The organism is Aquificaceae bacterium, assembly GCA_037481935.1.
Classification (GTDB): Bacteria; Aquificota; Aquificia; order Aquificales; family Aquificaceae; genus Pampinifervens.
This window is the reverse complement of record JBBFKQ010000015.1, coordinates 1-12,403: the sequence shown is the minus strand read 5'-3', so window position 1 is coordinate 12,403 and position 12,403 is coordinate 1. Positions and strand designations below refer to the sequence as shown.

Annotated in this window: 16 protein-coding genes and 1 tRNA gene; 9 read left to right on the top strand and 8 right to left on the bottom strand. The window is 47.1% G+C overall.

Annotated features, from left to right (window positions below):
* The first annotated feature begins 95 nt into the window (after nt 1-95).
* Nucleotides 96-3,491 carry a translocation/assembly module TamB domain-containing protein gene (locus WHS43_09550; protein ID MEJ5339882.1) on the top strand — a complete coding sequence of 1,132 codons (3,396 nt, stop codon included), beginning with the start codon at nt 96-98 and terminating at the stop codon, nt 3,489-3,491.
* On the opposite strand, the gene WHS43_09545 is transcribed toward WHS43_09550, so the two are convergent.
* From WHS43_09545 to WHS43_09535, 3 genes are read right to left on the bottom strand one after another with little or no spacing between them, the layout of a single operon-like run.
* Complete coding sequence (locus WHS43_09545; GenBank protein MEJ5339881.1) at nt 3,463-3,981, bottom strand: CDP-alcohol phosphatidyltransferase family protein; 519 nt, start codon at nt 3,979-3,981, stop codon at nt 3,463-3,465. The two genes, WHS43_09550 and WHS43_09545, sit on opposite strands and share 29 nt — an antisense overlap.
* Nucleotides 3,971-5,332, bottom strand: a complete 1,362-nt coding sequence (lnt, locus tag WHS43_09540; protein ID MEJ5339880.1) for an apolipoprotein N-acyltransferase — start codon at nt 5,330-5,332, stop codon at nt 3,971-3,973. The genes WHS43_09545 and lnt overlap by 11 nt, the downstream gene beginning before the upstream one ends.
* On the bottom strand, nt 5,293-5,718 hold the full coding sequence (locus WHS43_09535) for an EamA family transporter (GenBank protein MEJ5339879.1): 426 nt from the start codon (nt 5,716-5,718) through the stop codon (nt 5,293-5,295). Before WHS43_09535 ends, lnt begins: the two co-directional genes overlap by 40 nt.
* A gap of 89 nt (nt 5,719-5,807) precedes the next feature.
* On the opposite strand from WHS43_09535, the gene WHS43_09530 reads away from it, so the two are divergent.
* The 6 genes from WHS43_09530 to WHS43_09505 all read left to right on the top strand — a co-directional run bounded on the left by WHS43_09530 (nt 5,808) and on the right by WHS43_09505 (nt 8,233).
* Nucleotides 5,808-6,080: an HU family DNA-binding protein gene (locus tag WHS43_09530; protein MEJ5339878.1), complete on the top strand. Its 273-nt coding sequence runs from the start codon at nt 5,808-5,810 to the stop codon at nt 6,078-6,080.
* A 34-nt stretch (nt 6,081-6,114) separates the two neighbouring features.
* On the top strand, nt 6,115-6,816 hold the full coding sequence (locus WHS43_09525; GenBank protein MEJ5339877.1) for an RsmE family RNA methyltransferase: 702 nt from the start codon (nt 6,115-6,117) through the stop codon (nt 6,814-6,816).
* A gap of 25 nt (nt 6,817-6,841) precedes the next feature.
* A tRNA-His gene (locus WHS43_09520) sits at nt 6,842-6,917 on the top strand.
* Between the two features lie 16 nt (nt 6,918-6,933).
* Nucleotides 6,934-7,803: an elongation factor P--(R)-beta-lysine ligase gene (gene epmA / locus WHS43_09515; GenBank protein ID MEJ5339876.1), complete on the top strand. Its 870-nt coding sequence runs from the start codon at nt 6,934-6,936 to the stop codon at nt 7,801-7,803.
* 2 nt (nt 7,804-7,805) lie between these two features.
* On the top strand, nt 7,806-8,012 hold the full coding sequence (locus tag WHS43_09510; protein ID MEJ5339875.1) for a hypothetical protein: 207 nt from the start codon (nt 7,806-7,808) through the stop codon (nt 8,010-8,012).
* On the top strand, nt 8,009-8,233 hold the full coding sequence (locus WHS43_09505) for a DUF167 domain-containing protein (GenBank protein ID MEJ5339874.1): 225 nt from the start codon (nt 8,009-8,011) through the stop codon (nt 8,231-8,233). The genes WHS43_09510 and WHS43_09505 overlap by 4 nt, the downstream gene beginning before the upstream one ends.
* 3 nt (nt 8,234-8,236) lie before the next feature.
* Here WHS43_09505 and WHS43_09500 read toward each other — a convergent pair whose 3' ends face one another.
* Both WHS43_09500 and WHS43_09495 read right to left on the bottom strand, forming a co-directional pair.
* Nucleotides 8,237-8,866 (bottom strand): HAD-IA family hydrolase, encoded by a 630-nt coding sequence (locus WHS43_09500; protein MEJ5339873.1) that lies wholly within the window; start codon nt 8,864-8,866, stop codon nt 8,237-8,239.
* Entirely contained in the window at nt 8,857-9,333 is a 477-nt protein-coding gene (locus WHS43_09495) for a thioredoxin fold domain-containing protein (GenBank protein MEJ5339872.1), read from the bottom strand. The genes WHS43_09500 and WHS43_09495 overlap by 10 nt, the downstream gene beginning before the upstream one ends.
* 21 nt (nt 9,334-9,354) lie before the next feature.
* Between WHS43_09495 and WHS43_09490 the strand changes: the two genes are divergently transcribed.
* On the top strand, nt 9,355-10,113 hold the full coding sequence (locus WHS43_09490) for a prepilin peptidase (protein MEJ5339871.1): 759 nt from the start codon (nt 9,355-9,357) through the stop codon (nt 10,111-10,113).
* Here WHS43_09490 and WHS43_09485 read toward each other — a convergent pair.
* Together WHS43_09485 and WHS43_09480 are read right to left on the bottom strand one after the other, a co-directional pair.
* Nucleotides 10,087-10,626 (bottom strand): 4Fe-4S dicluster domain-containing protein, encoded by a 540-nt coding sequence (locus WHS43_09485; GenBank protein ID MEJ5339870.1) that lies wholly within the window; start codon nt 10,624-10,626, stop codon nt 10,087-10,089. The two genes, WHS43_09490 and WHS43_09485, sit on opposite strands and share 27 nt — an antisense overlap.
* Nucleotides 10,623-11,021 (bottom strand): hypothetical protein, encoded by a 399-nt coding sequence (locus WHS43_09480; GenBank protein ID MEJ5339869.1) that lies wholly within the window; start codon nt 11,019-11,021, stop codon nt 10,623-10,625. Before WHS43_09480 ends, WHS43_09485 begins: the two co-directional genes overlap by 4 nt.
* A gap of 12 nt (nt 11,022-11,033) precedes the next feature.
* Here WHS43_09480 and purE point away from each other — a divergent pair, with 12 nt between their 5' ends.
* Complete coding sequence (gene purE, locus WHS43_09475; GenBank protein ID MEJ5339868.1) at nt 11,034-11,549, top strand: 5-(carboxyamino)imidazole ribonucleotide mutase; 516 nt, start codon at nt 11,034-11,036, stop codon at nt 11,547-11,549.
* Here purE and WHS43_09470 read toward each other — a convergent pair.
* Nucleotides 11,546-12,325: a sensor domain-containing diguanylate cyclase gene (locus WHS43_09470; protein MEJ5339867.1), complete on the bottom strand. Its 780-nt coding sequence runs from the start codon at nt 12,323-12,325 to the stop codon at nt 11,546-11,548. The genes purE and WHS43_09470 overlap by 4 nt on opposite strands.
* Nucleotides 12,326-12,403: the final 78 nt, after the last annotated feature.

The window sequence follows — 12,403 nt, the reverse complement described above, 5'->3', positions numbered from 1 at the left end:
TAATCCTCCCTATGGGTTTTCCATGGGGAGCTTTTTTTTACCATAATTTCTTATAACTTGCAACTCGGGTTATAATAACCTAACAAGGGGGTCTGATGCGTGTAGTTGGCTATCTCATACTTCTACTTCTTGCCCTTTATTTTCTTCTGATAAAGCCCTACCTTGTGGCGAGGAATATAGAGATTGAACTGGAAGGTGTCAGTCTGAGCTTTGAGGAGGGGTTGAGCTTTAAAAGCCTTCTCATACACCTGCCCCTTAAGCACAGGACCATTCATCTCTTTGTCTCTGGAGCATCTATCAGACCCTGGAGCCTCCAGGCGGGTGAGTTTAGCCTGATAGAGGTCTCAACCGCCCCACCATCTGACAAGCCCTTTGACTATGACTTTGGACCTCTTACAGAGCTTGCAGGTAGACTCAATCTGAAGGTAGATAGCCTCTACATATCGGTAAACTATGTCCTTCACGGGGAGAGTCTTACCCTTTTTATACCGGAAACCGAATTGAGGGCGGGGAAGGTTATTTCTACTGGCTGGACGCAGGTCTACTGGATGCACCACTCTGACAGGCATGACCTTGAGGTTTTTCTTCACAAAGCACGCACGGAAGGAAGCAGGTTCATACTGGAGGATGCCCAGGTCAGAAGTGGGCTCTACAGTTTTAACCTGAGAGGGATATGGAAGGGAAGAGAGGGGAGCTTTATGGGAGAGGGGCTCATAAAGCCTATAGAAGGCAAAAACTTCCTTCTTGGCAGAACAGATATAAGGTTTTCTGGAAACATAAGCTACACCAGCTTAAGTGCTGATTTTTCAGGGATTGCAGAGAGGCTTGATATAAAGGGTAGGAGAGAGTTCAGGGGTCTCAGGCTAAAGGGACAATACCTCTGGAAATGGAAGGAAAAAAGTAATCTGAAAACGGTTGTGACAGATGGGCTTACCACGGCAAATGTTGACTATTCTCTCAAAGACAGAGTTCTCCGTGGGGAGTTTAGAGGCTTTCCTGTGGATAGTAAACTTCTTGGCATAAGCCAGCGGTTGTCTGCCCTTGTCAGCGGCCAGATTGACCTTGACCTGAAGGGAGAACTTCTGAGACTTCAGGCTTACTCACCCATTGCTCAGGTGGAGGGTCAGGAAATAAGTGGTGTGAGCCTTAAAATGGATATGAGTTATAGAAAAGAGCCAGAGGGAAACATTGACCTTTTAGTGGCTCAGCCCTTTTTCCTTTCTGTAAAGGGTGCCCTCTCTGGTAAGGATTTTGCAGGAAATATCAGCCTTCTGGGATACAGACTCACGCATCAGGATGTGTCTGCCACCATTTCCTACAGCGGGACCCTGAGAATCCAGCAGGGTCAGCTCTTTAGCTACGGAAGGGGTAAGCTGGAGAACCCTATTTTTAGGGATGTAAGACCCGGTAGCGCAGATTACGACCTTTACCTTGAGGGGGATGGCTACAGGGTAAACCTCACTGGAAGGGGTTATTCTCTCGCAGGAGGAGGTTCTCTAAAGGACAGAGATTTTTCCGGCAGGCTTAACCTCGAGAACATGAGCCTTTCCTACGAGGGTATTCAGATGGACTCCCTGAGGGGAAGCGTAAAGCTAAATCTCAGGGGTGAAAAGGTGTTGGCGGAGGGCAGGATTGAGGGCAACATCTCAAGGGAAAGCCTGGCCTCCTGGACTGCACTGTCCTTTCAAATGGAAAAGAATGGCGAAGATTTAGAGGGCAATTTCAAAGGTGAGCTCAAAGACACCAGAATACTCCAGTTTTCCTCCGAGAGAGGCAGCTTTGAGGGAAAAGTGAGTGGAGGAAAGGTATACTTGACTTTTGACCTGCAGGAAAGGCTGAGAGGTAAAGGTCATTACGATTATAAAAAGGCCTCCTACAGCTTTGAGGGCTTTCTCAAACATCTTCAGGGGGAGCTTGCCATAGCATCCAACTATCGTCTGAGTGGTAAGGAAAAGGACCTGACCCTTGAGCTGTCAGGTGAGGGAAAATACAGAGAAATCAGCTTCCCTCTCATTGTCAATCTTCACATGAAAGGGGAAAGGCTTGAAGGTTTTCTGAGGGGCTTTACTCTTAGAGAAGGTCTAATCGGTATCAAGGTTCCAGACATAAAAGTATACGGAAACCGGGAACATGGAAACGTAGATGCTGCACCTCTCCTCATAAGCATTGGACAGGAGGCAGTCTCAAGGGTGGAATTTCAGAGGGGTGAATACAGAGGCAGAAGGCTTTTACTTAAAGGAAGCATATACGGTGTTCTCAAGGGACGGTTTGAGTTCTCCTACGATGAGGGTCCAAAGTTCTTCTCAGAGGGTGAGCTGGACCTTGGCAGTCTCTTCTCCATAATAAGGAGCAGGGTGCTCGCAGATGCAGAAGGTAAGGTGGCTTACACGCTCTCCTACACAGATACTCTGAACTTCAAGGCAACCTCCAGTGCAATCACTCTGAGGTCCAGATATCTTGCAGTGCCCCTGTCAGGCGGGCTCGACCTTGGTTTCACAAAGGACAGGCTTTCAGGCTATGTAAAACTGCTGGGCAACCAGAAGGCTTCAATTCTTGCCAGCTTTACCGGCGATAGCAGGTCTGGTCAAGTCAGCTTTGAAGTCTCACAACTGCCAGTTCTTTACAGGGGAGAGACCTTCAGAACCAGCCTTTTTGTCTCAGGAAAAGGAAAAATAAGCTCCGACTACAGGAGTCTTAACATAGGGGGCGACTTCCATACCTCTGGGGTAGTTAACCTGCAGGGACTCAGGGGAAGGGCTGGAGGACTATCCGAAGAATACAGAAGAGTAAGGCTTGACATCTCACTTACATCATCCGAACCTTTGAGGGTAAATCTCCCAGAGGGCTTTCTCTATACTGACCTGTCGGCAAGGATAAAGGGAAGTCTCTATGAACCTGATTATGTGGTTAACGCTTATTTTAAAGGAGGAGCACTTACATACTTTGAAAAAGAATTTTTTGTCAGAAGGGGTGAGGTGACCTTTACAAATAAAGAAAGCCAGATGGACCTAACCATAACTGCGCCAACCCCTGATTACAGCATAATAATTGACCTGAAGGGAAACCCACAGTATCCAAAGGCAATAGTCAGGTCAGAACCTCCGAGGGATACGAGAGAGGTGCTCACCACTCTTGTTCTTGGAGGTGCAGAGACAGAGGGTCTTATACCGGTGGGGGGAGCTCTTATAAGCCAGATACCGCAGATCAGCGGTCTTATAAAAGATGCGAGGGGTATGACAGGGCTTGACATAAAGGTCCAGGTATCTCCCACCGTATCCCCTACGGGAGAGGTGGGGGTGAACGCAACAGTCTCCAAAGATTTAAGCCAGAGAATATCCGTGGAGCACAGACAGAGCACTCTGAGAAATCCCAGAGAGACTTACACAGGTGGAGATGTAAAGCTTACGCCCAATACATCCATAGGTGGAAGGCTTTACTCAGACAGGTCTCAGGAGGTCAGGGTCAGGATAAGGAAGAAGTTTGACTTCTGAGGGCTCTGAGCCCAAACAGGAAATAATCCGCCCATGAAAGAAAAAGCATGATTATGGTAGCCCAGAGTATAGGCTCAGAGAAAAAACCGCCCAGACAGAGAAGTATGAAAAGCGAAAGAGTAAAGGTGAAGGCCTTACCCGGAGCTCTTGCCTGAGGAACACTTTTATTCCTTCCCGCAAGGATGGCACCCCCCAGGAGGAGAAACAAATCCCTGGCGAGCACTGCGTAGAGAAGTGCCTGGGGTATGAGGTGGAGTTTAAAGGTGCAGACAAAAAGCCCGCACAGAAGCATCACCTTGTCAGCCAAAGGGTCAAGCACTCTACCCAGCTCCGTCTGAGCCTTGAGTTTCCTTGCTAAAAAGCCATCCAGAGCATCAGAAAGGGCAAGGGGAAGGAAGAGAAGAAGGAGATATTCCTGTGGAATAAACAGAAGCAGCGGGCTGAGGGTCAGTCTAATCAGGGACAGGAGATTGGGTAGATTACTCAACAAGAAGGACCTCACTGCGAACTATACCTCTTTTCATGTAAGGCATCCTCTCCAGAACCCTGCCCATGGGGTCTATTATGCCCGTGTCTCCCGAGTTGTTTACCCAAAGCATGTATTTACCCCTTTCCAGCGCCCTCACCCTTGCCCACAGATAGTGCTGGTGAGTGCAATCAGAATCCTCAAACCAGCCGTCGTTGGTAAGCACAACGATAAGGTTTGCCCTCTCTGAAAGCCTTTCTACCAGGTCATGGTAAGCCACCTCAAAGCATATGGGTGTGGCTATCTTCATACTCCCATATTCTAAGGGCTTTAAATTTTTTCCAGGGAAGTAATCAATACCGCTTATGGCAGGGAAGAACTCCTTCAGAAAGCCAAAGGGAAAGGGCATGTATTCTCCAATGGGGAATAGCCTTATCTTGTCGTAATGACCAATGGCGATGCCACCCTTCAAAAGGTAGGCGGAGTTGTAAGGTCTGAGGCCCTCCCTTATGTCTATAAGCCCTACCAGTATGGGAGTCTTGAAGCTTAGCCTTCTGAGCCAAAGGTTGTAGTCATCGCTCTCCTCCGAATAGAAGAAGTGAAGGGCAGACTCTGGAAGCACCACAAGGTCGGCATTTGCGCCCGTTGCTTCCTCTGTGAGCCTTAAAATTTCCTCCGCATGCCTTCTGAAGGCTGAGGTGTCCAGCTTGTCCTTCTGAGGCACTCCAGTCTGCACAAGGGCAACCCTTATGACTCTTGCACCCTCCATCCTGTTTTCCTTCTCCTTCAGTGCAACAAGACCAGTAATAGCCATGATGAGCCAGAGGGCTATGAGTGGCTTTAATTTTCTGCGAGGGAGCAGAAGGGCTGTAAAGACAAGCAGAAGACTTTGCATGTAAACATTAATAAAAAGAAGGCTGTGTTTTATAAGGGGTATGTAGACAGACAGTGAACCTATAAGGAGCCATGGGAAGCCTCCATAGGGAAAATGGGAGCGCAGTATCTCAAAGGCCGTGTAGAGAAGGGGAAGAGCCCAGAGGTAATTCCTGAAAAATCTCCTGCATATCCAGAGGGGCATATAAAACTGATAAAAGCTCAGAAAGAGAGAGAAGGGAACAAAGAGGGTGTAGGACAGGAAAGGGTTTACCCCTCCGTATTCTATGCTTGCTATGTTGGCACATCTGAGGGAAAGGAAGAAGAAAATAAAGCCCGATATAAGCCAGAAGACACCTTTTCTCTGCCAGAGGAGGAGCATAAAGGCAGGTAGTGCAAAAAACCACAATTCATACTTGGAAAATGGCATGTAAAGCATAAAGCCTGTCAGAGGAATGAGAACTATCTGCCAGAGGACAGACTTATAAGAACTATTCCACATACCACCAGAAGTATACCAAAGGCCCTCAGCAAGCTGAAGGGCTCACCGAGAAGGAGAAAGGCAACCAGAGAACCCCATAGAGGAGATGTGGAGGCAATTGGCGCTACCACCGACACATCTCCAGCCTTTACAGCTTTAAAGAAAAAAAGAAGTCCGAGAAAGCCCGACATTATACCACCAGCGGCTACTAGCATAACTTCTTTGAGAGGGTAGTTCAGCTTCATTCCTGTGAATGCTGTAACTGAAAGGGCAAGCAGAAAAGCAGAGAGGTTATGAAACACCAGGGCGGTTACAGGAGGTATTTCTCCCCTCAGGCCCAGTTTGAAAAGCACGGGAGCTGTCCCCCACACAAGGCTCGCAAGAAGGGCAAAAATTACGCTTTTCATGTTTAAAACCCTTAAAAATCCTCTTGCATCTTGACTTGACTTGGTATATCATTATAAACTGCTAAAAAACCTTGTAAGGAGGGAATACCATGACCAAAGCTGAGCTTGTTTCAGCCATAGCCAAAGGGGCAGGTATTACCAAGAAGCAGGCTGATGCCGCCCTGAGATCTGCAATTCAGGCAGTCTCTGGAGCTCTCAAAAAGGGTGAAAGAGTGGCAGTGCCAGGGTTCGGCATATTTGCTGTAAGGACCAGGGCAGAGAGGAAGGGGCGCAACCCCAGAACAGGTGCAGAGATAAAGATACCTTCAAGAAAGGTGGTCACCTTCAGGCCTGCAAAGGAGCTCAGAGAGTCTGTAAAGTAATCACCCTATGCGGGGCTTTTGCCCCGCTACCCTTATGGAAAGGCTTGTATGCACAGGGAAGGAGGGAGAGCTTCTACTCATAACTGGTCAGGAGTTCAATCACTTCAGGGCTTTGAGGCTAAAAAAAGATGACAGGCTTGAAGTCTTCTGTGAAGGCAGGCTGTTTCTCAGCCTTGTGGTGTCCGTTGAAAAAGGATGTGCCTTCTGCAGGCCACTGGAAGAGATAAGCATACCTCTGCCGGAGCCTGAGGTAAACCTTTACCAGTGCGTTCCTTCAGACCTGAAGCTCATGGAAGAGGTAATAGACAGGGCAAGTCAGACGGGTGCAAGGTCTCTTGTTCCTGTTATATGTAAAAGAGGTTTTCAGAAGCCAGGCCTGATTGAAGAAAAGCTGGAAAGGTGGAAAAGACTGAGCCTTGTATCTTTCAAGCAGTGCAAAAGACCCGCGCCCATGGAAATAGGCAGACCTGTTCAACTCTCCGGGCTAAGAGCGAAGGAAGAGATATCCCTTGTGCTTGATAACTTTTCCGCAGAGCTCGGGATAAGGGAGCTCGACATGAACAGAAAGAGCTATGGTGTAGTGGTTGGTCCTGAGGGCGGGTTGTCTCTGGAAGAAGTGCAGGCTCTGAAGGATAGAGGGTTTAAGCCTCTTTTCTTGAGACCTTACATACTCAGGACTGAAATGGCCGGAGCTGTGGCCATAGCCCTCATAATGAATCTTGCAGGAAAGGGCTAAGGGAATTATAATAAAAAGATTGCAGGAGAGCGTAGCTCAGCTGGCAGAGCAGTGGACTGTGGATCCACGGGTCGCGGGTTCGACTCCCGTCGCTCTCCCCATGTTATAATGCTCTAAATGCTCTCGGAATGGTCTGAGTTTATTCAGAGGATAAGAGGGTTTTTCACAGATAGGGGATACCTTGAAGTCCATACTCCCATACTGCTTGAGTTTCCAAACATTGACCTGAATGTAGAACCTGTAGAGGTGAAAGTGGTGGAGTGTGGAAAGGAAAGGAGGCTCTGGCTTCAGACTTCACCTGAGTTCTCCATGAAAAAGCTCCTTTCAAAGCAAAGAAGGGATATTTTTCAGGTGGCAAGGGTCTTCAGGAACCATGAGTGCGGGAGGCTGAACAAAAGAGAGTTCACCATGCTTGAATGGTATAAACTCCACGCAGATTACAGCTACCTCATACAGGAAATATGCGAGCTTCTGAACTTTCTGGGAATAGCCAGAGAGTGTAAAACTACCAGGCTTGAGCACGCCTTTGAGGAGTATGCGGGCATAGTTCTCTCTGAGGATGAGGAAATATTCAAAAACAACCTTCTCGCATATGGCTATGAGTTTGATGACAAGGAAGACTGGGAGAGTCTTTTCTTCAGAATATACATAGAGGTGGAGAGGAAGCTTGGTGAGCATATGCCAGAATTCGTAACCCATTTTCCTGCAAGGCTGAGTTCTTATGCAAAGGTTGTGGATGGCTACGCTGAACGGTTTGAGCTTTACATAAAGGGTATAGAAATAGCCAACGGCTGGACTGAGGAGACTGACCCGGAGGAAATAGGAAGGAGGATGGAGGAATACAGAAGGGGGAGAGAGCTTCCTATAGACGAGGGGCTTTTAATGGCTTACAGGAACTTTCCCCCCTGCGCCGGCTGTTCCATAGGTCTTGAGAGGCTCTTTATGGTTTACATGAACCTTGACAGCCTTGAGGAGTTATACTTTTAACTATGGCATACAGGTGCATGGTGGTTTCTCTTGAGGGTGATGACAGGGAAATAACGGAGAAGCTCAACGAGGTGCTGTCCACAATTGAACAGGAGGGTGGGGAAGTGCTTGATGTGGAGACGAGCCTTGCCAGAGAGCACGGTATAGATGGCTTTGTGGTGGTATATACGATAAAATACAGAGCGAGCAGAGAGATAGGAGAAGAGTGATAGTCAGGGTCAGGGCAAAGCCAAACTCAAGGATGGAATACATAAAACACGTTGAAAAGGATTTATACGAGGTTGCGGTAAAAGAACCGCCAGAAGATAACAGAGCCAACAAAAGGATAATAGAAATCCTCGCAGAAAACTTTAATGTTTCTAAATCAAACATAAAGCTGGTGAGGGGTTCCAGGGCAAGGATTAAAATTTTTGAAGTCCTTCTGGGTTAGTTTTTAGATAAATCTCTTGAGAAGGTCTGTGGGTTTTTCCAGCTCAAAGTCAGGCACTTCTTTTTCAAGCTTCACATAACCCCACCTGGCAAGCCCTCTTTTAACTCCTGCAAGCCTACCGGCGGTCATGTCCGCCTCTGTATCTCCAACCATCAGGGCCTGCGCAGGTGAAACACCAAGAGACTGGAGGGTGTATAGCACGGGAAGAGGAGAGGGCTTTTTCTCGCTCAGCGTGTCCCCACCCACCACCAGCGAGAAGTAATCTAAAAGCCCAAGCTCCTTCAGTATAAGTTTTGAAAGGGCTTCCATCTTGTTGGTGACTACCGCAAGACTTATGTTCTTGTCCATTGCACGGGAAAGAGCCTCCTCTATGCCCTCAAAGGGCTTTGTGTAAATTACAGGCTCTTTCATGTAGTAATCTCTGAAGACAGCCAGCGCCTCCTCCAGAAGGCCGTTGGAGAAGAACCTTTTAAGTAGCTCCCTTGCTCCACCCCCCACCATGTGCCTTACGCTTTCTATGTCCACCTGGGGTAGATTAAAGTCTCTTAATGTTCTGTTCAGATGTATACCTATATCCCTGTAGGAGTCTATAAGTGTTCCATCCAGGTCAAAGAGTATGGCACTCAGATGCATCTTTCAGCCTTCATGTAATCCATATATTGTGTTTCTCTGTATTTTCCCTCTTTTACAAACCTTATACTGCAGGCAAGGGTTTTGGGAGGCTGATAGCCCGGCAGATGAAGCACTATGTTGCCCTCCCGGTCTAAGAAAAAGAGCTGAGGAAAGGAATTGACTCTGAGCGCTTTTGCAAGCTCTTCCTCCGTGCTAACATGCTCCTGTCCTTTCAGTATGTATCTGACCCTTGCGTTGCTCTCAAACAGGAGGCTGAAGACATCCATTCCTTCCAGCTCGCGTGCAAGTTTTTCTGTCTGAAGGTCTCTTTTAAGCTGTTTACAGTATATGCAGCTCTCGCTCTCTACTATGAGCATGGCATACTGGTTCTTTGGCACTATGTCCTTTATCTCAGAGTCTGATACCACAGGCTTTTGCTGGCAAGATGCCAGAAATAAAAGAATCAGTGCAGAAAACAACCTTCTCATAGCTTATAATTTTAGCCCGGAGTGGAGCCACTTCAACTTTTAGAGTATGTGTTTCTGTTTGCACTGGGTGCAAGTTTAGGCAGTTTCTACAATGTGCTTGTATACAGAATGCCCAGAGGCATGTCCATAGTCTCACCCCCATCCAGCTGTCCCCATTGTGGGCAGAGAATAAGGTGGTATGACAACATACCTATAATCTCTTACCTTCTCCTCAGGGGTAGATGCAGGCACTGCGGTGGAAAAATATCCATCAGATACCCTCTCGTGGAATCTTCCACTGGACTTCTTGCGGTTCTGTGCAGGCACAGATTTGAGGACTGGCTTCTGAGCCTTATCTTCTTTGTGTTTTTTTCAGTCCTACTTGTGGCAAGCCTCATAGACTGGGATACCTTTATCCTCCCCGACAGCCTTACCCTTGGAGGGCTTGGCTTTGGGCTTCTTACCTCCTTTGTAAGGCAGGACTTTAGCCTGCAGGAAAGTCTTATGGGTGCTGTTGCCGGTGGTGGGTCCTTTCTTCTCATATACCTTTACTACACAAAGCTAAGGAAAATGGAGGGGCTTGGCTTTGGAGATGTAAAGCTTATGGCTTTTATAGGCTCTGTAGCTGGTATATGGGGTGTCATGTATGCGGTATTTCTGGGTTCAGTCCTTGGCCTCCTCTATGCCCTTCCCATAATAATCAGGAACAGAAGCCTGCAGTTTGCTGTGCCCTATGGACCCTTTCTCTCCATGGGTGTTTTCGTGGGAGTTTTTTTAGACCTCAAGAGGCTTTTCTTCTGACTTCCAGTTGAAGAGTTCCCTGTAGAGCTCTGAATCTATCCTTCTTGATCTGTGCCTTTGCTTTGGCACCTCTTCTATCTCCACAAAGTAGAGGCAGTTGGTGACACATTTGGAAACGCAGGAGGGCAGAAGCCCCGCATCAACCCTTTTGTAGCAGTAATCACACTTTTCCACTTTCATGGTTGAAGGGTTGAAGGCAATGGCTCCATAGGGACAGGCAATTATGCAAGCCTTACAGCCTATGCATCTCAGCTCTTCCACATAGACTATGCCATCTTCTCTCTTCCTCATGGCGGAGGTGGGGCAGGCATATACACAGGGTGCTGGCTCGCAGTGAAAGCAGTTCATGGGCAGGAAAAAGGCGTCAGCCCTTTCTCCAATGCCACCAACCCTGAAAACCTTCATGGGCCTTATGCCAAAGTTTTCAAGCCCCTTCTCCTGTTTGCAGGCAACTTCGCAGGAAAGGCAACCTATGCACCTGTCAAGGTCTATGAGCATTACAGGTCTTTTCATAGCATTTCCTGAATTTTTCTTCTGTATTCCTGTAGCATTTTAAAGGCTTCATCTATCTCACCATCTATTTCAAAGACCTCCCTTTCCACATCATCCACCTCTTTTTTCATCTCCCTTATCTGTTTAACTCTGTCTGCAAGCATATGTAAAGCATAAAAGACCTCATCTCCCAGCGTATTTCTCAAGCTACTAACTTCTTCTGAATTCTTTTCATACTTTTCTACAAACTCCATGGCTGTTTCAAAGTCAACTCCAAGCTCTTCCTCAAAAATTTTCTCAAGCTCCGCTATCTTTTCCCTCATTTCTTTCACTCTCTGATACTGATACAGCACTTTCATCCGCCTTTCCCAGAGACTTTCTTCCATGCTCAGGAGGTCTTTGATAAGGTCTTTCATGGCTTTTCCTCCATGGATAAAATTATATGCATGAAGAGCCCTCTTGTGGGTATAATCATGGGTAGTATTTCAGATTGGGAATGGCTAAAGCCTGCCTACGAGGTTCTGAGAGACTTTAATGTTCCCTGCGAGGTAAGGGTAGTGTCCGCCCACAGGACGCCTGAGCTCATGTATGAGTATGCGAGGACTGCCAGAGATAGGGGTATAGAGGTCATAATAGCAGGCGCAGGCGGAGCTGCACACCTTCCGGGTATGACCGCAAGCATGACAACCCTGCCCGTGATAGGTGTGCCTGTTCCCTCAAAGCACCTGAGCGGTGTGGATTCCCTCTACTCCATAGTTCAGATGCCCTCAGGAGTGCCCGTGGCAACCGTGGGTATAGGGAACGGAGCTAATGCGGGAATCCTTGCGGTAAGGATTCTATCCATAAAGTATCCAGAGATTGCGGAAAAGCTGAAAGAACACGAGAAGTCCTTGAAGGAAAAGGTGGAGGATATGAACATAAGGCTCAGAGAAGAGCTTTCTTAGAGGACTACAGTTCTGTTTTTACCCTGCTGTTTTGCCTTGTAAAGGGCTCTGTCTGCTCTTGCCAACATGCTGTCCATACTGTCCCCATCCCTGTAAGTGGTTGCCCCGAGAGACAGAGTTATCTTCAACCCCTTACAGAGCTCACAGCCTTCAATAGTCTGTCTTATCTTCTCTGCAGGTGCAGAAGGTTCTGATGTCATGGGCAGAAGTATCAGGAACTCTTCACCACCCCACCTTCCAAAAATGTCGCTTTTCCTCAAGACCTTCTTTACCTCCCTTGTTGCTTCTTTCAGAACTTCATCCCCAACAAGATGCCCGTAGGTATCATTTATAGCTTTAAAGTTGTCTATGTCAAAGATGATAATGGAGAAAGCTGTTCCGTATCTTCTTGCCTGTGCCAGAAGATGCTCAAAATCATGAATCAGGGCATGTCTATTGAGTATGCCGGTGAGCTGGTCTCTGGTGGCGAGCTTTGTGAGCAGCCTTTCCCTCTTAACTTCTCCTGATATATCCATAAGTGTTAATATGGAAACAGTTTTTCCCTTAAAGGAGGCTATGGTTGAGGACAGCTTTACCCACTTTATCTCTCCATATTTTGTGTTTATCCTTAACTTATAGCTGATAACATCTCTGTATCCTTCCCTTCTTTTTCTTATACTTTCGTGGACTTTTTTCCTGTCCTTCCAGAATACAAAATTTATTGGGTCTTCAGTAGTTAGTAACTCTTCTCTGCTATAACCGAACAGCCTGGATGCATTTTGATTGGCGTAGAGTATTTTAACCCGAGTTGCAAGTTATAAGAAATTATGGTAAAAAAAAGCTCCCCATGGAAAACCCATAGGGAGGATTAAGAT